Source organism: Microbacterium sp. NPDC055903 (assembly GCF_053615555.1).
The window spans coordinates 1,563,014-1,580,440 of sequence record NZ_JBSHCA010000001.1 but is presented as its reverse complement, the minus strand read 5'-3'; the positions used below and the strand labels follow the sequence as shown (position 1 = coordinate 1,580,440).

The window sequence follows — 17,427 nt, the reverse complement described above, 5'->3', positions numbered from 1 at the left end:
CGCGCCGCGAATACAGGGATGCCGTGGGCGGATTCGGTAGCGTATCGGGGGTGAGCCCCCATCCGTCCGAGCCTCCCGGCGCGCGCACCCGTCGCGAGCTGCGCCGGCGCAAGGCCGTTCCGCCCTCGTACGACGAGGTCGCGGGTGGTGGGGCCAACCGGTCGGCGGAGGACGCCGACGCTGTTCCGGTGGGCGCCGACGCCGTTCCGGTAGGCGCTGACGCCGTCGCGGTGGGCGCTGACGCCGTCGCGGTGGGCGCCGCCTCTGACGCGCTCGGTTCCGAGGCGCTCCGCAGCGAAACCGCATCCGCGAGCGCACCGATCGACGAAGCCGAGCCGCCGCTCACGGATGCGCCGGTCATCGACACCGAGCCAGACGCCGCGCACGCGTCGGACGGCGAGGACGAATCGGACGACCCGGTGGCCTCGGATGCCCCAGACGCCGGCGAAGACGACCGGGAGACGGGGACCGGCGACGACATCGATGCGCCCGAAGCACTCGGCCCCGCCACCGGTTCCGCGACCTGGGCAGACGAGAACTCGCCCGCGACGGCACTGCTGTGGCTGGACCCGGCATCCGTCTCGGCGGATTCCCTCGATGCGGACGCCGAGACCGAGGTCGAGAAGGACGTCCTCGCCGATGCTCCTCGTCGGCCGAGGGCCGGCTGGCTGATCCCCGTCGGAGCGCTCGCCGTCCTCGGCATCGCCTACACGACGGCGACGCTGCTCTGGCCGCTCCACGAGCTCCCGCCCGTGATCGCCGCCGCCGACCTGAGTGTCACGCCCGCGGCGGCGGCCACGCTGAGCTGGCCCGCCGAGGGGAGCGCCGCGATCAGGGTCGGCGATGCCGGCATGGCTGCGTCCTCGTCGGAGGCTGCGCCGATCGCCAGCATCACGAAGGTGGTCTCGGCCATGCTCGTGCTCGATCGTCTGCCGCTGCAGCCAGGCGAGCAGGGGCCGGAGTACTCGTTCTCCTGGTCGGATTCCAGCGAGTACTGGAGCTACCTCCGCGACAACCAGTCGGCCCTCGACGTGCCGGTCGGTGGGACGCTCACCGAGTACCAGATGCTGCAGGGCATCCTGCTCGGCTCCGCGAACAACTACATCGATCGCCTCGCCGAGGAGATCTGGGGCTCGGAGGATGCCTTCGAGGAGGCCGCGCAGGCGTGGCTGACCTCCCGGGGGCTCGACGACATCCGCATCGTCACGCCCGCCGGACGCGACGATGACAACGTTGCCACCCCCGAGGCGTTGACGCGCCTCGCCGAGATCGCGCTGGCCGATCCCGTCTTCGCCGAGATCGTCGCCACGGCATCCGTGGAGCTTCCCGGTGCCGGGCTCGTGGAGAACACCAACGGACTTCTCGGCGATCCAGGGATCGTCGGCCTGAAGACGGGAACTCTCGGCGGCGGATACAACCTGCTCAGCGCGAAGGACGTCGCGGTGGGCGATGAGACCGTGCGCCTCTACGCGGCCGTGCTCGGGCAGCCCGACAACGACACTCGCCTCGCGGTCAGCCGGACTCTGTACGCCGAGGTCGAGGCGGCGTTGGCCGCGCTGGAGCCGGTGGTCGATGCCGGCACGGTCGTGGGAGAGGTCACGACGGTCTGGGGCGCGGATGTCGACATCGTCTCGGACGCCGATGCCACCGTGCTGCTCTGGAATGCCGCGGCGCCGACCGCAGACGTCTCCTTCGACCTCGACGACACCTGGGCCGAGGGCACGGAGGTGGGCTCGCTCACGGTGACCGGCCCCGCCGACGCCGTCACGGTGCCCGTCTCGCTCGCGGAGGAGATCCCTGCTCCGAGTGCGTGGTGGCGGATCACCCACCCGCTGGAGCTCTTCGGCATCGTCGACTGAGCGCGTGGATCCGCCCGTGTTCCTGCACGAGCTCCTGCCGCGTCGAGGCGCTCCTCGGTCAGGAAACGGTGATGCCCGCCGCCCGGGACGGGCGGCGGGCATCACCGTTCACAGCGGGCGTCAGGCGTTGCCCGGCTCCGAGGCGGACTCCGCGGTGGCGTCCTCCGCCTCACCCGTGACGATCACCGGCGTCGAGCCGGTGAGAGCGTCCTCGGCGTCGATATCGGCCGCGGCCTGCTCGAACTGCGACTGGTACAGGCGCCAGTAGGCGCCCTGAGCGGCGATGAGCTGCTCGTGGTTGCCCTTCTCGACGATGTCGCCGTGCTCCATCACGAGGATGAGGTCGGCGTCGCGGATCGTCGAGAGTCGGTGCGCGATCACGAACGAGGTGCGCCCCTCGCGCAGCGCCGCCATCGCGTGCTGCAGGAGCAGCTCGGTACGGGTGTCGACCGCGCTGGTGGCCTCGTCGAGGATGAGGATCGACGGCTTGGCCACGAACGCGCGGGCGATCGTGATGAGCTGTCGCTCGCCGGCCGACACGTTGGCCGCGTCCTCCTCGAGAACGGTCTCGTAGCCGTCGGGCAGGGCGTGCACGAAGCGGTCGACGTACGTGGCCTTCGCCGCGTCGATGACCTCGTCATCGCTCGCCGTCGCCCGCCCGTACCGGATGTTCTCCAGGATCGACCCCGCGAACAGCCAGGGGTCCTGCAGCACCATGCCCGTGCGGGCGCGGAGATCCGCGCGGGTGAGCTCGGCGATGTCCTGGCCGTCGAGGAGGATCCGACCGGAGTCGAGCTCGTAGAAGCGCATGATCAGGTTGACCAGCGTGGTCTTCCCCGCACCGGTCGGGCCGACGATCGCGACCGTCTGCCCCGGTTCGACGCGGAACGAGAGATCCTGGATCAGCGGCCGTTCTGGCGTGTACGAGAACGACACGTTCTGGAACTCGATCACGCCTTCGCCGTCCTCGACGGTGGGCGCATCCTCGGCATCCGACTCCTGCTCGGGGGCGTCGAGGAGCTCGAAGACCCGCTCGGCAGAGGCCGTGCCGGACTGCACGACCGCCGCCATGCCGCCCAGCTCGCTCAGCGGCTGCGTGAACTGCTGCGAGTACTGGATGAACGCCTGCACATCGCCCAGTCGCAGCTGACCGCTGGCGACCATGAGCCCTCCCAGCACCGCGATGCCCACGTAAGTGAGGCTTCCGACGAAGGTCATCGCCGGCATGATGATGCCGGAGAGGAACTGCGCCTTGAAGCTCGCCTTGTACAACTCCTCGTTCTCGGCCTGGAAGCGGTCGAGCGCGTCCTGCTCGCGTCCGAAGACCTTGACGAGCGCGTGGCCGGAGAAGGCCTCCTCGACACGGGCGTTCAGTCTGCCGACCTTGCGCCACTGCGTGCCGAACGCCTTCTGCGAGCGCGGGCCGATGACGCCGAAGATGACCCCCATCAGCGGAAGAGCCACCAGTGCCACGAGCGCGAGCTGCCACGAGATCGTGAACATCATGATCAGCACGCCGATCACGGTGAGCACCGAGGTCAGCGCTCCGGAGAGCGACTGCTGCATGGTCTGTGTGATGTTGTCGATGTCGTTGGTGACGCGCGAGATCAGCTCACCGCGCTGCACCTTGTCGAAGTACGACAGCGGCAGGCGGTTGATCTTCGCCTCGACGGATTCCCGCAGGCGCCACATCGTGCGCACCATGATGACGTTGATCACATAGCCCTGGACCCAGCTCAGCAGGGCCGAGACGACGTAGATCGACAGCACGGCGATGATGATCCAGCGCAGCGCCCCGAAGTCGATGCCGTCGCCGACCTGGAAGTCGCCGAGGGCCGCGACCTGGTTCGCGAAGTCGTTCTGCCCCGCGCTGCGGAGCATCTCGACGACGTCGTCCTGCGGCGTTCCGGCCGGGAATCCGGGGAAGTCGCCGCTCGGCTGCGCGAGCTGGTTGGAGATGAATCCCTTGTAGATGAGGTCCGTCGCCCCGGCGAGCACCTTGGGCGCCGCCACGGCAAGGACCACGCCGATCGCGCCGAGCACGGAGACGAAGACGAACCAGATCGCCGATGGCTTGAGCAGCCCGATCATCCGACCGAAGCTCTTGCCGAAGTTGTCTGCCTTGCCGGGGGCGACGGCGTCCCAGTCGCCGGAGCTCTGCCGCGCCTGCTCGGCGAGCTCCGCCTCGTACTGCTCCTCTGCGGTCAGCTCGGGCGCCTGCGGCGCCTCGGTCTTCTCACGCGGGCTCATGCGTCCACCCCCAGCTGCGACTCGACGATCTCGCGGTACGTGTCGTTCGACGCGAGCAGCTCTTCGTGCGTGCCGACGCCCACCATCGTTCCGCCGTCGAGGACGACGATGCGGTCGGCGTCGGTGATGGTCGAGACGCGCTGCGCGACGACGATCTTGGTCACGTCGGGCAGCTCCCTCCAGAGCGCTTGCCGCAGTCTCGCGTCGGTGGTGAGATCGAGCGCCGAGAACGAGTCGTCGAACACGAGGATCTGCGGCCGGTGCACGATCGCCCTGGCGATCGCGAGGCGCTGGCGCTGACCACCGGAGACGTTCGTGCCGCCCTGTGCGATCCGCGAGTCGAGGCCGTCCGGCATCTCCTCGACGAAATCGCGCCCCTGCGCGATCTCGAGCGCGTGCCAGAGCTCTTCGTCCGTTGCTTCCTCCCGTCCGTAGCGGAGGTTCGACGCCACTGAACCGGTGAAGAGGAACGGCCGCTGCGGGACGAGCCCGATCTCCTTCCAGAGCGCCTCGACATCCGCCTCTCGCACGTCCACCCCGCCGACGCCGACCGCGCCGCCGGTGACGTCGAAGAGACGCGGGATGAGGTTGATGAGCGTCGTCTTGCCCGCGCCGGTCGAGCCGACGATGGCGACCGTCTCGCCTGGTGCGGCGTGGAAGGCGATGTCCCTGAGGACGGGGGCGTCGGCTCCGGGGTAGGTGAACGCGACGCCGTCGAAGCGCACCGCGCCCCGCTCGGGGAACGACGTCGCCCCGTCGGCCGGCCTCGTCATGGAGGACTCCGCGTCCAGCACCTCTGCGACACGATCGGCGGACACCGCCGCACGCGGGATCATCATGGCCATGAAGCTGGACATGATGACGCCGCCCATGATCTGACCGACGTACTGCATGAAGGCGAAGAGCGTGCCGACCTCCACGTTGCCCGCATCGATCTCGATGCCGCCGAACCAGATGACGCCGACCACGGTGACGTTCAGGATCAGCATGAACAGCGGGAACAGCGTCACGAAGAGCGTTCCGATCTGCCGGCCGAGGATCATGATGTCGGTGTTGGCGCCGCGGAAGCGCTCCTCCTCGATCCGCTCGCGACCGAAGGCGCGGACGACGCGGACGCCGGTGAGCTGCTCGCGCATGATGCGGTTGACGGTGTCGAGCTTCTCCTGGTTGCGCCGGAACAGCGGAACCATCCGCCCGATGACGATGACCGCGACGATGAGCAGGGCGGGCACCGAGACGGCGATGACCCAGCTGAGGCCGACGTCCTGGCGGACCGCCTGGATGATGCCGCCGATGGCGAGGAGCGGAGCGGTGACGAACATCGTCGCGCCCATCATCGCCAGCATCTGGACCTGCTGGACGTCGTTCGTGTTGCGGGTGATGAGGGAGCCTGCGCCGAACTGCGATACCTCTCGCTCGGAGAATCCGCTCACCCTGGCGAACACGTCGGCGCGGATGTCACGGCCGAGGCTCATAGCCGCCCGCGCGGCGAAGTACGTCGCGATGATCGAGGCGAGGATCTGGCCGAGGGAGACGGCGAGCATGAACGCGCCCGTGCTCCAGATGTAGCCGGTATCGGACTGGGCGACGCCCTTGTCGATGATGTCGGCGTTCAGCGAAGGGAGGTAGAGAGTGGCCATGGCGCTGGCGAACTGGAACACCAGCACGCCGACGAGGTACAGCCAGTATTTCTTGAGATATCGGACGAGGAGTTTTCCGAGCATGGGCATCCTTTTGGGCTCAGGCCATGAAATGGCCATGAGATAGAGTGCCACGAGCCACGGACATTGCCCAGCCCCGGAGGCCGCAATCCGCTCACGGCGAACGATCCGCAGATCGGGCGGGATTTCTGGACGCCAGCCAGCTAAGGATGTCCTCAGTCGAACAGGGCGGGGAGCGGCGCATACGCGCGTGCGCCGGCCGCGGCATCCGGAGCAAGCTCCGCGATCGTCGCCGGCTGCCACCGCGGGGTGCGGTCCTTGTCGACGAGCTGCGCCCTGATGCCCTCGGCGAGATCCGGATGGTGATGAGCGAACCAGAGCACGCGACGGTACTCCCCCACGAGCGCCGCGCGCAGTTCGCCCTCGCGCGCTTCGCGCACCGCCTCGAGGGTCACGGCGAGACCGGTCGGGGCGAGCTCGGAGAGCGTCTCCAGCGCCCGCGCGGCGGCCGGCTCCTTCCGCGCACGGAGGCGGTCGACGATCTCTCCGATGCTGTCCGCGGCGAAGACCTCGTCGACCCAGGCCCGCTCATCGGCGAGCCAGGACGGCTCAGGGGTCTCATCGAACAGCAGCACGATCTCCGACGGGGTGCCTGGGTCCGCGCGGTTCGCCAAGGCCTCGCGAAGCGAGTCCAACCGGTCTGAGGGGACGAAGTGATCGGCGAAGCCGGTGTAGATCGCGTCAGAGGCATCCATCACCCCTCCGGTCAGCCCCAAGTACTCGCCCAGCCTGCCTGGCGCACGCCCGAGCAGGTAGGTCCCCCCGACGTCAGGAGTGAAGCCGATCCGCGTCTCCGGCATCGCCAGCTTCGAGCGCTCCGTCACGATCCGGATGGCGGCGTGACCCGCCAGGCCGATCCCGCCTCCCATCGTGATGCCATCGGCGAAGGCGACGACCGGCTTGGGGTACTCGGCGATGAGGGCGTCGAGGGCGTACTCCTCGCGGAAGAACGTGCTCGTCTCCTCGGCCCTGCCCGCCACCACGAGGTCGTAGAGCGCCCTGACGTCGCCCCCGGAGCACAGGCCCCTCCCCTCGCCGTCCAGGACGACGATCTGGATGTCGGTGTCCGAGCGCCAGGCCTCGAGTGCCGCGGCGATCGCGCGGATCATGTCGAGGTCGATCGCGTTGATCGCCTCCGGCCGGTTCAGGGTGATGCGTCCCAGCGAGCCTTCGGCGCGGACGAGGACACGGGGTGCGGCGGCGGAATCGGTCACGGTCGACACGTTACCCGCTGGTGCTTTCCACCCTGGTAATGCACGATTTCCGTGGTTTTCCGACAAGATAGAGAGAACCGCCGTCAGCAGAGAGGTCCCGGATGCCCGAAGGACAGGTGCTCGAGTTCGATCGAGTCACGAAGCGATTCGGCGACGTCACCGCCGTCTCCGAGTTCTCCGGACGCGTCGAGCCAGGCGTCGTCACCGGCTTCCTCGGCCCGAACGGCGCGGGGAAGACGACGACGCTGCGGATGCTGCTCGGCATGATCAAGCCGTCATCCGGCTCCGCGACGATCGCCGGTGCGCACTACTCCGACCTCAAGCATCCGGCCCGAGTCATCGGAGCGATGCCGGAGGATCCTGGTTTCCGCCCCCGCAGATCCGTCGAACGGCACCTGAGCGCCACGGCGAAGGCGAACGGCATCCCGCTCTCCCGCGTCGATGAGGTCATCCGCTTCGTCGGCCTCGGCGCAGAGGCCGAATCGCGCATCGCAACCCTCTCGCTCGGCATGCGTCAGCGCCTGAGCGCCGCAACCGCACTGCTGGGTGATCCAGGTGCGCTCGTGCTCGACGAGCCGGCGAACGGTCTGGACCCCGAGGGGATCCGCTGGATGCGGATGCTGATCCGTGGCCTCGCCGACGAGGGACGCACCGTGCTGGTCTCCTCCCACGTGCTCTCCGAGGTCGAGCAGGTCGCGGACGACATCCTCGTGATCGCCAGGGGGCAGCGCAAGTTCGCCGGTTCCCTCGCGACGCTGGCCGACCCCGCTGCCGGGCCGGTCGTCGTCGACGCCCTGGACCGCGAGGCACTCGAAGCCGCCCTCGTCTCCGCGGGGTTCGAATTCGAGGTGCTCCGCTCCGGCCTGACCGTCCGCGGCAGCGACGCGGCGACCATCGGCGCCCTGTCCGCCAAGGCGGGTGTGGCGCTCACCACGCTGCAGCAGCGCGGCCCGACTCTGGAGGACGTCTTCCTCGACCTCGTCAACGACCGCCCCGTGCAGTTCCGCCGCCCTGAGCCCGACGCCACCGTCGCCCTGCCCGTGGTGGCCGCGGCGGTCGACACGGTCGACGTCGAGGAGCTTCCATCCCCCGATGCGCAGGCGCCCGTCATCGAGGACGCCGCGGACACCGTGTCCGACGACGCTGAAGCAGCGATCGACCACGCGGATGCGACGAACGACACGGATGCCGCCGACGAGGCGACCGAGGCGACCGAGGATGCTCCCGCGGAGAGCCTTTCCACCGACGTCCCGACGACGACCTTCACCATCGACATCCCCGTCGTGACCGCCGATCACACCGATGCCGACGCCACCGCCGTCGACGACGCGGAACCGGCGTTCGCGCCGGTCGAGGCGCGCCCCCTCCCCGGCATCGCAGGGCTCGCCGCTGCTGCCGCAGCGGTCACCGCACCCGGCGCTGCTCCGGAACCCGCGAACGACGATGCCTCGTCCGCACCGGAGAACGGTGAGGACGAGGAGACGCCCGCCGCCCCGGAGAACGACGACGACGCGACCACCGAGGACCTCGGTGTTGCCTCTGATGAGAAGAGCGAAGCCGAGCCCGAGACGGAGACCGACGGCATCGGCGTGCTGGACGACCTCCTCGGCGCCCGGGAATCGGACGAGGACGAGTCCGCACCGCCCGCGGAGCAGACCGATGGCGAGCCAGAGGGCGACGATGTCTCCGAGGAGCCGATCTCCGAGGTTCCGGCCTTCGATGACGCGTCAGAGGCGTCCGGTTCCGACGAGGCGTCGCAGGAGCACGAGCACGTCGAGAACGGCGAACAGCGCTGGAGCTGAACCGGCTCAGACCGGGCGCGGCCTGATCACGGGGCGGGACTTGCCCTTCACGACGGGCACCGGAGCCGTCGCCACGATCTCCACGACGTCGGCCGCCTCCTCAGAGACGTCCAGGCGCAGAGCCTGGGTCAGCGCAAGGCCGTGCCGTGTCGTGAGGATGAGACGCTGGAACTCGCCGTCGCTCAGGTCGATCACGACGCCGGGGCGACGCCGCCGGATCAGCACGAAGTCCGTCGTGCCCGCCGCCTTCCAGGTGCCGGCCGCGAGAACACCGGGGATGCGCGTGCCGGGGCTCGGAACTCCGCGCAACCACGTCCAGGCGTCATCGGTCAACTGCACCTTGGTGATCGTGTCGCGTGCGATCCGCAGGTTCTCACCGTGGAACGTCGCGGCGCGCTCGATCGGAGACAGCACGACCTCGAGCTGCGTCTGATCCAGCAGCAACGTCACCATGCCACCAGTCTGCCAGCGTCGCCCTGCAAGATGCCTGCGACTTGCTCACAGGACGGCAACGATCCCGTTGTGGGGTGTCGCCTGTCCGTGCGCGGTCAGCCCTGAGCGGCGGCGGCTGCGGCAGCGGCAGCGGGCAGCGCCCGTTCGATCGCCTCGAGCTCGGCATCGCCGTGCGCGGCGGTGAGGAACCACGCCTCGAACACGCTCGGCGGCAGGGCGATGCCCTGCTCCCGCATGCTGTGGAAGAACGGGGCGTAGCGGAAGGCCTCCTGCGCCTGGGCCTGCGCATAGTCCTTCGGGGCGGTCGACGAGAACACGAGCCCGAAGAGGCTTCCGGCTCGGGGCACGGCGTGCACGACCCCGGCTGCGGTGAGCGCGGCGTCCAGTGCGCCAGCCAGGCGGGCGGACGACGCATCCACCGCGCGGTACACCTCCGGCGTCGCGAGCTGCAGGGTGCGGATGCCGGCGGCGACGGACAGCGGATTGCCCGAGAGGGTGCCCGCCTGATAGACCGGTCCGAGCGGAGCGAGCCGATCCATGATCTCGGCGCGCCCTCCGAGTGCGGCCAGCGGCATCCCTCCTCCGACGACCTTGCCGAAGGTGATGATGTCGGGCGCATAGCGCTCACCGGCCTCGGCCTGCAGCCCCCAGTATCCGGCCGGGTGCACGCGGAAGCCCGTCAGCACCTCGTCGAGGATGAGCAGCGCGCCGTGCGCGTGCGCCGTGTCGGCGAGGAAGGCGTTGAAGCCGGGTTCCGGCGGGACGACGCCCATGTTCGCCGCCGCGGCCTCGACGATGATCGCGGCGATCCGATCGCCGTGCTCGGCGAACACCGTCTCGATGGCTGCACGATCGTTGTAGGGCACGACGAGCGTCTGCGCGGCGATGGGGGCGGGGACGCCTGCCGATCCCGGGAGCGCGAGCGTCGCGACGCCGGACCCGGCTGCCGCGAGCAGGCCGTCGGAGTGACCGTGGTAGTGACCGGCGAACTTCACGAGGAGGTCGCGCCCCGTCGCGCCGCGCGCGAGTCGGATCGCTGTCATCGTCGCCTCGGTGCCGGTCGAGACCAGACGCACGCGCTCGACGGGGGCGAGATCGCCCGCGCGGACCCGGTCGACGATGAGCGCGGCGAGTTCGACCTCGCCCTCGGTGGGCGCCCCGAAGGAGAGCCCGCGACTCGCGGCCTCCTGTACGGCGCTGACGACCTCCGGGTGGGCGTGGCCGAGGAGGGCCGGGCCCCACGAGGCGACGAGGTCGACGTAGCTCTTCCCGCCCGCATCCGTCACCGTCGCACCCTGCGCCGACGCGAGGAAGCGCGGCGTTCCGCCGACCGAGCCGTAGGCCCGGACGGGCGAGTTCACCCCGCCGGGCGTCACCGCGCGCGCTGCCGCGAAGAGGTCGTCATTGCGATCGGTCATGAGCTCGACCTCCGAGTCGATGAGGGGATGCGTGCGGCTGCGTCAGGTCCGGCGCTCACCGCGCCGTGGATCCGGAGAGCCAGCGGGCGGCCTCGACCGCCCAGTAGGTGAGCACGGCGTCGGCGCCCGCCCTGCGGATGGACAGCAGCGATTCGAGGATCGCGGCTCTGCGGTCGATCCAGCCGTTCGCCGCGGCGGCCTCGATCATCGCGTACTCACCGGAGATCTGATATGCCCAGACGGGAATATGCACGGCCTCGCGCACCTCCCTCAGGATGTCGAGGAAAGACATCGCCGGTTTGACCATGACGACGTCCGCACCCTCCGCCTCGTCGATGAGGGCCTCGCGGATGCCCTCCCTGCGGTTGCCGGGATCGAGCTGATAGGTGCGGCGATCGCCGGTGAGCTGCGAGTCGACGGCCTCACGGAACGGTCCGTAGAACGCGCTCGCGTACTTGGCCGCGTAGGCGAGGATCAGGGTGTCGGAGAAGCCCCCGGCATCCAGCGCCCGGCGGATCGCCGCCACCTGGCCGTCCATCATCCCGCTGAGGCCGAGGAGGTGAGAGCCCGCCCGTGCCTGGGCGAGCGCCATCGAGACGTATCGCTCGAGGGTCGCGTCGTTGTCCACCGACCCGTCGTCGGCGAGGACTCCGCAGTGGCCATGGTCGGTGAACTCGTCGAGGCAGAGATCCGTCTGCACGACCAGCGCGTCGCCGACCTCCGCGACGAGGGCGGCGGTGGCGACGTTCAGGATGCCGTCGGGGTCGTCGGCGCCCGATCCGACGGCGTCGCGCACGGCGGGCACGCCGAACAGCATGACGCCGCCGACGCCCGCTTCCGCAGCCTCGACGGCCGCACGGCGGAGCGAGTCCAGAGAATGCTGGACGACACCGGGCATCGAGGAGATCGGCACCGCCTCCGTCACGCCTTCGCGGACGAACACCGGCAGCACGAGCTGCCGCGGCAGCACGTCGGTCTCCCTGACGAGCGCGCGGACCGCCGCCGACTGCCTCAGCCGACGAGGACGGACATCGGGGAAGCTCACGGCGCGAGCTCGTCCGCGGCGTGAGGCAGCGTGAAGTGCGAGACCGCGTCGATCAGCGCTTCCACCGTCTGCTTGTCGGCGATGACCTGGATCGGAAGGCCCGCCTTGCGGGCATCCTTCGCCGTACGGGGTCCGATCGCGGCGAGGAGGGTCTCATCCGGGATGTCGGGGAACTGCTCGCGCACCTGCTGCGCGACGGAACCGCTGGTGATGAGGATCGCGTTGATCCGTCCGCTGTCGACGTCGCGGCGGATGCGGTCCGTCACCGGGACGCCCACTGTGCGGTAGGCGACCACGCTGTGCACGTCGTGCCCGGCACCGGTGAGGAGCTTGGAGAGCACGGGCTTGGCGATCTCGCTGCGCAGGGCGAGCACGCGCCGGGGCTGAGGTTCCAGGGAGATCAGCTTCGCCGCCATCCCCTCGGCGGAGTTGTCCTCGTCGGGGACGAGCGAGACCTCATAGCCCGCAGCCTGCAGGGCGGCGGCCGTCGTCTCGCCCACCGCAGCGATCCTCGTCCTCTTGGGGACGACCGCGCGATGCGCGAACATCACGTCGACGGTCGTCGCGCTCGTGACCGTCAGCCAGTCGAACTCCCCGGCGGCGAGCTGCTCGAGCGCGGTGTCAAGCGCCGCCTGATCATTGGTCGGGCCGAAGTTGATCAGCGGCGCGACCACGGGGACGGCGCCCTGGGCGCGGAGGGAGGCGGCGACGCCGTCGCCCCATGGCCCACCGCGCGGTACGAGGACGCGCCAGCCGGCCAGTGGCTTCTCATGCTTTTCGGATGTGCTCATCAGGATGATTGCTCTCGGGAGACGAGTTCAGCCGCCCCTTGCTCGAGCAGCCGACGGGCGACAGACAACCCGAGCTGTCGTGCTGCATGCCTCGGGTCCGCACCATCGGCAGCATCCGCTCCATTGCCACTGCCGTTCAGACGAATATACCCCCCGTTCAGGTCTTCCGTGACGTCGGTGGCGATCCGGGCACTGCCGTCCGCGGCGTAGACCACCGCGCGCACCCTGACGGATGACCCGTCGACGACGGCGTGCGCCGCCATGGGCGCCTGGCAACCGGCATCCAAGCCTTCCAGGATCCCGCGCTCCACGGTGATCGCGAGCCGGGTCGGCTCGTGGTCGAGTCCCGCGAGTGCGGCGAGCAGTTCCTCGGGGGCGTCCGCGGTCGTCTCGACGGCCAGGGATCCCTGCCCCGGGGCGGTCGGCCACTCGGCGAGTCCGAGGTCCTCCCGCTGCAGGCGCGTCTCTGTTCCGAGGCGCGAGAGCCCTGCCGCAGCGAGGATCACGGCGTCCAGCTCTCCGGACTCGACCCTGGCCAGGCGCGAATCGACGTTGCCGCGGATGTCGACGACAGATGCGCGCGGAGCGCGCCTGCGCACCTGCGCGATGCGGCGCGGCGAACCGGTGCCGACCGTGCTCCCCGCGGGGAGCTCGTTGAGCGGACGGCCCGAACGGGTGATGGCGACGTCGCGCGCATCCTCCCGCTCCGGCGTCGCGGCGATCACGAGACCGTCTGGCACGGCGGTGGGCAGGTCCTTCAGCGAGTGCACGAGGAAGTCGCACTCACTGGCCAGCAGCGCTTCGCGCAGACGCGTGGCGAACACCCCCATGCCGCCGATGACGGACAGCGAGGCACGGTTGGTGTCGCCCTCGGAGACGATGGGGACGAGTTCGACGGGGCGTCCGGAGATCTTCTCCAGCGCGGCGGCGACGTGTCCCGATTGCGCCTGTGCGAGGGCGCTGCGTCGGGTGCCGAGACGGATCGGAGTGCTCATGACGACCTACTGGAGGACGTCCGCGATCTCGTCGAAGCGCAGGCGCCGCCCCGTGTAGAAGGGCACCTCCTCCTTCACGTAGCGGCGCGCCTCGGTGTAGCGCAGGTCGCGCATCATGTCGACGAGGTCGGTGAGCTCGTCGGCCTCCATCGGCAGGATCCACTCGTAGTCGCCCAGGGCGAAGGCCGCGACGGTGTTCGCCACGACGTCCTTGAAGGCCGCGCCCTTGCGCCCGTGATCGGCGAGCATCGCGCGGCGCTCGTCCTCCGGAGCGAGGTACCACTCCGGCGTGCGGACGAAGGGGTAGAGGCACAGCCAGTCCTTCGCGCCGACACCACGGAGGAAGCCGGGTACGTGCGAGCGGTTGAACTCCGCGTCGCGGTGCACGCCGAGCACGTTCCAGACCGGCAGCAGGGTGCGAAGGAGCTCCGTGCGGCGCAGACGTCGCAGCGCCTTCTGCAGCTCCTCGGCCGTGTCGCCGTGCAGCCAGACCATGAGATCGGCATCGGCCTTGAGACCCGAGACGTCGTAGAACCCGCGGATGGTGACGCCGGAGTCCTCGATGTAGCCGGCGATCGTCTCGAGCTCCGTGGCGTCGCTCTCGAGAACGGGGGCATCAGGGTTGCGTCGCCACACCGCCCAGAGGGTGTAGCCGGACGGGTTCTCTGCGCTCACATCGGACATGCCACCAGTCTGCCTCTTTCGCGAGGCAGTCGCTAATGCGCGCCCCGGCGGTTCAGCGCGAGGCGGCGCGGGCGATCACCCAGACGAGCGATCCGGCCACCGCCGCGGCGCCGGCGATGATCGCGAGCGCTCCGACCGGATTGCGGTCGGCGTAGGCGCGCACCTTGACGGCCGCGCGCTCCGATGCGCGTCCGAGGCGACGAGGCAGGTTGCCCTTCTCCTCGATCGCCAGCAGGGCGGCCTTGAGCTCCGCGCGCGCGGACTCGACGGGGTCGGTGATGCCCGCGGGCACAGCGGTCTTCGGCAGGTGCTCAGAGTTCGTCATCGACGTCTTCCTTCCCGAGGCGGAGATCCTTCGCGACGGCCTGGCCGGGGTTCTCCCTCGCGACGACCTTGCGGAACTTCAGGATGCCGAGCAGCGCGAACACGACCACGGCCAGCAGGAGGATGCCGATCACGGCCAGCGCCGACAGCCAGACCGGCCACCACGACGACAGCCCGGCCACCGCGAACACGAGCAGCATCGGGATGAGCCAGAACAGGAAGAACAGCGCGACGAGGAACCAGACGCTGCCGATCCCGGCATCCTTCGCGGTCCGCGAGACCCAGGCCTTGGCGGCATCGATCTCCGCCTTGACCAGCTTGGTGACGAGCTCCGGAAGATCCCCGATGAGGGTCAGCAGGCTGTCGTCCGCACGATCCCGGTATCCGCGGGCCATGTCAGTCGTCGCTCCCGGAGCGGGCGGATCCCGTCGAGCTCTTCTTCGCCGCGGGCTTCTTCGCGGCAGGCTTCTTCGCCGTCGCCTTCCCGGCCGTCGACTTCTTGGCCTCGTCCACGGCGTCCTCGGCCGCGTCGGCGACTTCTTCGACCGCTTCGCGGCCGGCTGCGATCGTCGCGTCCAGCTTCTGGCCAGGCGTACCGCCGCCCGAGGCGGACTTGGCGACCTTGACGACGCCCGTCCACACGGCGCCGGGAATGGCTGCCGCCTTGTCGCCGACGAAGCCCTTGACCTTGGACACCTGCTCCTGCACGGGATCGAGGTGCCAGACCTTGAGCCACTGCGTCTTGATCTGCTCGTAGCGCTCGCGTCCGGCGCGCGTTCCGAGGACGTATCCGACGCCGAGGCCGACGACGAGTCCGATCTTCCCCTTCATGGGGTCTCCTCACGTTGTTCCGGTCGTGCCGCAGGCGTCGATCCCGTCGGCCAGGTACCCAGCGTAACCCCATATTCCGAATTCGGCATCTACTCCGGGAAGGGGTTGACAGCAGGAGCGGGATCAGTATCGCGGATGCCTGTTTCGCCGGTGTTTCACCGCCAGAGCAGGCCGTGCCGAAGACGATCCGCCTCCGCCGCGGCGTCGGGGACCACCTGGGCAAGCCCCGTGCCCGCGAGCCACGCGCCCACCGCGGCGAGACCCGGCACCGCGTTCACGGCCGCGCGCGCTGCCATCCGGCGCTCAGCGGCCCCGATGAGGGACGCGGGCTGCGACTGGGTGAACGCAGCCCGGTGCGCGCCGATCATCCGACGACGGTCGAGGGCGACACCCAGCATCGAAGACGCCTCGTCCAGTGCGAGCATCGCTGCGGCCTCGTCGTCCAGGCCGGTGGTGGCCGGTGGCTCGCCCTGCGCGCCGAAGGACACCCGCACGACGTGACGTCCGCCCGCGGTCTCCTTCAGCCACGACCACTTCGCCGTCGCGTGGGTGAGCGCCTTGGCCGTGTGGCTGTGCGGCACGGTGAGCACGCCGGTGCCCCTCGGGGCTGCGTCGAGCTCAGGAGCGTCCAGCAGCAACGTCACGATCTCGATGCGCGGCGAGACCGCGGGAGCGGCGAGCCGAGGAACGTGCGCGGACAGGAGCGCGTGCGCGGCATCCTCCGTTGTCGCGACGATCACGCCGTCCGCCTCGATCGTCTCCTGCTCGCCGTCGGCATCCTTGTCGCCATCGGCTGCGACATCGACGAGCACCGACCAGCCGTTCTGCGTCTTGTCGATCCGCTGCGCCGGCGCCGAAGCGCGCACCTCACCGCCGAGCTTCTCGAGGTCGGCGGAGAGTGCATCGATCAGCGTGCCCATGCCGCCGGACAGTCCTTCGACCGCCGACCCCGGCGCCTTGCCGTTCCTACCGGCCGCCTGCTCGCCGCGCAGCGCGCCGACCGCACCGCTGAGCGAGCCGAGCCTGGTGAGTGCCGCGTTCAGACCAGGGGCCGCGACCTCGACATCCACGTCGTCGGGATGCGCGGAGTAGACGCCGGAGGTGACGGGCGCGACGAGCCGATCGAGCACGCGATCGCCCATCCGGGAGGCGACGAGTCGCCCGAGGCTGCGCTCGTGCCCGATCGTGAGAGGCGGACGCAGCCTGTCGAGATACGCGCGCCAGGCTCCGCGCCACCCGATGATGCGACGCACATCGTCGTCGAAAGGGTTGGCGGGGATGCCGAGAAGCCCGCCCTTGGGCAGCGGCGCCGGAGGCTGGCCGGGAACCCCTGCGAGCCACGCTCCGCCTGCGGCGGGAGCCTCGACACGGTCTGCGAGGCCCAGCTCCTCGACGAGGGCGCGGACATGACCGCCCCTGGTGGCGTAGCTCTCGGCTCCGGCGTCCACGGCGACGCCGTCGATCTCCGCCGAGCGGATCGCCCCGCCCAGCCGCTCGGATGACTCGAGCAGCGTCACGCGCATGCCGACCTTGGCGCACTCGCGCGCGGCGACGAGACCGGCGATCCCTCCGCCAATGACGACGACGTGGAGCTCCGCGGCGCGAGCGGCGAGTTCGGCGGGGTGATCGGTCATGCCTCCATCCTTTCAGCCTCGCGCGGATGAACCCAGGCGGCGCGTTCTGCGGTCAGATCGCGGGCTCTGCACGGGTGGCACCGCGCTTGCGCACTTCGCGGAGGACGATCTGCTCGGGGCACACCGTCGAGAGGAAGTCGCCCACCGACAGTGCCAGCCGCTCCCCGACGAGCGAGTAGAGGATGCGGTTGCCATCGCGGCGCTCGGTGATGAGCCCCGCTTGACGGAGCACGCCGAGGTGCCGCGAGATCGTCGGTCCGCTCGCGGAGAAGCGGGATGCGATCTCACCGGCGGCCAGTTCGCCATCCTTCAGATCCTGCAGGATCTGTCGCCGGGTCGGATGGGCCAACGCGGCGAAGATGTCGGACGCGCTATCTGCCATGGTTGCAATATAGCATCCTTGCTA

Annotated in this window: 16 protein-coding genes; 2 read left to right on the top strand and 14 right to left on the bottom strand. The window is 69.9% G+C overall.

Going from position 1 to position 17,427, the window contains the following annotated elements; genetic code table 11:
- Positions 1 to 50: 50 nt before the first annotated feature.
- Positions 51 to 1,859 (top strand): D-alanyl-D-alanine carboxypeptidase, encoded by a 1,809-nt coding sequence (locus ACWGJP_RS07295; RefSeq protein ID WP_452329086.1) that lies wholly within the window; start codon positions 51 to 53, stop codon positions 1,857 to 1,859.
- Between the two features lie 120 nt (positions 1,860 to 1,979).
- Here ACWGJP_RS07295 and ACWGJP_RS07290 read toward each other — a convergent pair whose 3' ends face one another.
- From ACWGJP_RS07290 to ACWGJP_RS07280, 3 genes are all read right to left on the bottom strand, one after another.
- The gene (locus ACWGJP_RS07290) at positions 1,980 to 4,109 is read right to left on the bottom strand and encodes an ABC transporter ATP-binding protein (RefSeq protein ID WP_452329085.1); all 2,130 of its coding nucleotides are present in this window, start codon (positions 4,107 to 4,109) and stop codon (positions 1,980 to 1,982) included.
- A complete protein-coding gene (locus ACWGJP_RS07285; protein ID WP_452329084.1) occupies positions 4,106 to 5,833 on the bottom strand; it encodes an ABC transporter ATP-binding protein in 1,728 nt (575 codons plus the stop codon). The genes ACWGJP_RS07290 and ACWGJP_RS07285 overlap by 4 nt, the downstream gene beginning before the upstream one ends.
- 152 nt (positions 5,834 to 5,985) lie before the next feature.
- Positions 5,986 to 7,044, bottom strand: a complete 1,059-nt coding sequence (locus ACWGJP_RS07280; protein WP_452329083.1) for an enoyl-CoA hydratase/isomerase family protein — start codon at positions 7,042 to 7,044, stop codon at positions 5,986 to 5,988.
- A 101-nt stretch (positions 7,045 to 7,145) separates the two neighbouring features.
- On the opposite strand from ACWGJP_RS07280, the gene ACWGJP_RS07275 reads away from it, so the two are divergent.
- Positions 7,146 to 8,846 (top strand): ATP-binding cassette domain-containing protein, encoded by a 1,701-nt coding sequence (locus ACWGJP_RS07275; RefSeq protein WP_452329082.1) that lies wholly within the window; start codon positions 7,146 to 7,148, stop codon positions 8,844 to 8,846.
- Between the two features lie 6 nt (positions 8,847 to 8,852).
- On the opposite strand, the gene ACWGJP_RS07270 is transcribed toward ACWGJP_RS07275, so the two are convergent.
- From ACWGJP_RS07270 to ACWGJP_RS07220, 11 genes are all read right to left on the bottom strand, one after another.
- A complete protein-coding gene (locus ACWGJP_RS07270) occupies positions 8,853 to 9,299 on the bottom strand; it encodes a hypothetical protein (protein WP_452329081.1) in 447 nt (148 codons plus the stop codon).
- A gap of 95 nt (positions 9,300 to 9,394) precedes the next feature.
- Positions 9,395 to 10,717, bottom strand: coding sequence for a glutamate-1-semialdehyde 2,1-aminomutase (gene hemL / locus ACWGJP_RS07265; protein ID WP_452329080.1), 1,323 nt, complete (start codon positions 10,715 to 10,717; stop codon positions 9,395 to 9,397).
- Positions 10,718 to 10,772: 55 nt separating this feature from the next.
- Positions 10,773 to 11,762: a porphobilinogen synthase gene (gene hemB / locus ACWGJP_RS07260; RefSeq protein ID WP_452329079.1), complete on the bottom strand. Its 990-nt coding sequence runs from the start codon at positions 11,760 to 11,762 to the stop codon at positions 10,773 to 10,775.
- On the bottom strand, positions 11,759 to 12,553 hold the full coding sequence (locus tag ACWGJP_RS07255) for a uroporphyrinogen-III synthase (protein ID WP_452329078.1): 795 nt from the start codon (positions 12,551 to 12,553) through the stop codon (positions 11,759 to 11,761). The genes hemB and ACWGJP_RS07255 overlap by 4 nt, the downstream gene beginning before the upstream one ends.
- Positions 12,553 to 13,548, bottom strand: a complete 996-nt coding sequence (hemC, locus tag ACWGJP_RS07250) for a hydroxymethylbilane synthase (RefSeq protein WP_452329077.1) — start codon at positions 13,546 to 13,548, stop codon at positions 12,553 to 12,555. Before hemC ends, ACWGJP_RS07255 begins: the two co-directional genes overlap by 1 nt.
- 6 nt (positions 13,549 to 13,554) lie before the next feature.
- Positions 13,555 to 14,232 carry a hydrogen peroxide-dependent heme synthase gene (gene hemQ / locus ACWGJP_RS07245; RefSeq protein ID WP_452329076.1) on the bottom strand — a complete coding sequence of 226 codons (678 nt, stop codon included), beginning with the start codon at positions 14,230 to 14,232 and terminating at the stop codon, positions 13,555 to 13,557.
- A gap of 52 nt (positions 14,233 to 14,284) precedes the next feature.
- Positions 14,285 to 14,557 carry a hypothetical protein gene (locus ACWGJP_RS07240; protein ID WP_452329075.1) on the bottom strand — a complete coding sequence of 91 codons (273 nt, stop codon included), beginning with the start codon at positions 14,555 to 14,557 and terminating at the stop codon, positions 14,285 to 14,287.
- Positions 14,544 to 14,951 carry a phage holin family protein gene (locus ACWGJP_RS07235; protein WP_452329074.1) on the bottom strand — a complete coding sequence of 136 codons (408 nt, stop codon included), beginning with the start codon at positions 14,949 to 14,951 and terminating at the stop codon, positions 14,544 to 14,546. The genes ACWGJP_RS07240 and ACWGJP_RS07235 overlap by 14 nt, the downstream gene beginning before the upstream one ends.
- Before the next feature lies 1 nt (position 14,952).
- Positions 14,953 to 15,387, bottom strand: coding sequence for a hypothetical protein (locus tag ACWGJP_RS07230; protein WP_452329073.1), 435 nt, complete (start codon positions 15,385 to 15,387; stop codon positions 14,953 to 14,955).
- A gap of 155 nt (positions 15,388 to 15,542) precedes the next feature.
- Positions 15,543 to 17,021, bottom strand: a complete 1,479-nt coding sequence (gene hemG, locus ACWGJP_RS07225; RefSeq protein ID WP_452329072.1) for a protoporphyrinogen oxidase — start codon at positions 17,019 to 17,021, stop codon at positions 15,543 to 15,545.
- A gap of 52 nt (positions 17,022 to 17,073) precedes the next feature.
- A complete protein-coding gene (locus ACWGJP_RS07220) occupies positions 17,074 to 17,403 on the bottom strand; it encodes a metalloregulator ArsR/SmtB family transcription factor (RefSeq protein WP_452329071.1) in 330 nt (109 codons plus the stop codon).
- Between the last annotated feature and the right edge of the window lie 24 nt (positions 17,404 to 17,427).

Bases quoted from the DNA above. Each gene is read 5' to 3' on its own strand.
- ACWGJP_RS07255 (WP_452329078.1), bottom strand. From the start codon at position 12,553: ATGAGCACATCCGAAAAGCATGAGAAGCCACTGGCCGGCTGGCGCGTC.
- ACWGJP_RS07290 (WP_452329085.1), bottom strand. From the start codon at position 4,109: ATGAGCCCGCGTGAGAAGACCGAGGCGCCGCAGGCGCCCGAGCTGACC.
- ACWGJP_RS07235 (WP_452329074.1), bottom strand. From the start codon at position 14,951: ATGGCCCGCGGATACCGGGATCGTGCGGACGACAGCCTGCTGACCCTC.
- ACWGJP_RS07285 (WP_452329084.1), bottom strand. From the start codon at position 5,833: ATGCTCGGAAAACTCCTCGTCCGATATCTCAAGAAATACTGGCTGTAC.
- ACWGJP_RS07230 (WP_452329073.1), bottom strand. From the start codon at position 15,387: ATGAAGGGGAAGATCGGACTCGTCGTCGGCCTCGGCGTCGGATACGTC.
- hemQ (WP_452329076.1), bottom strand. From the start codon at position 14,232: ATGTCCGATGTGAGCGCAGAGAACCCGTCCGGCTACACCCTCTGGGCG.
- ACWGJP_RS07275 (WP_452329082.1), top strand. From the start codon at position 7,146: ATGCCCGAAGGACAGGTGCTCGAGTTCGATCGAGTCACGAAGCGATTC.
- ACWGJP_RS07270 (WP_452329081.1), bottom strand. From the start codon at position 9,299: ATGGTGACGTTGCTGCTGGATCAGACGCAGCTCGAGGTCGTGCTGTCT.
- hemC (WP_452329077.1), bottom strand. From the start codon at position 13,548: ATGAGCACTCCGATCCGTCTCGGCACCCGACGCAGCGCCCTCGCACAG.
- ACWGJP_RS07240 (WP_452329075.1), bottom strand. From the start codon at position 14,557: ATGACGAACTCTGAGCACCTGCCGAAGACCGCTGTGCCCGCGGGCATC.
- hemG (WP_452329072.1), bottom strand. From the start codon at position 17,021: ATGACCGATCACCCCGCCGAACTCGCCGCTCGCGCCGCGGAGCTCCAC.
- hemL (WP_452329080.1), bottom strand. From the start codon at position 10,717: ATGACCGATCGCAATGACGACCTCTTCGCGGCAGCGCGCGCGGTGACG.
- ACWGJP_RS07220 (WP_452329071.1), bottom strand. From the start codon at position 17,403: ATGGCAGATAGCGCGTCCGACATCTTCGCCGCGTTGGCCCATCCGACC.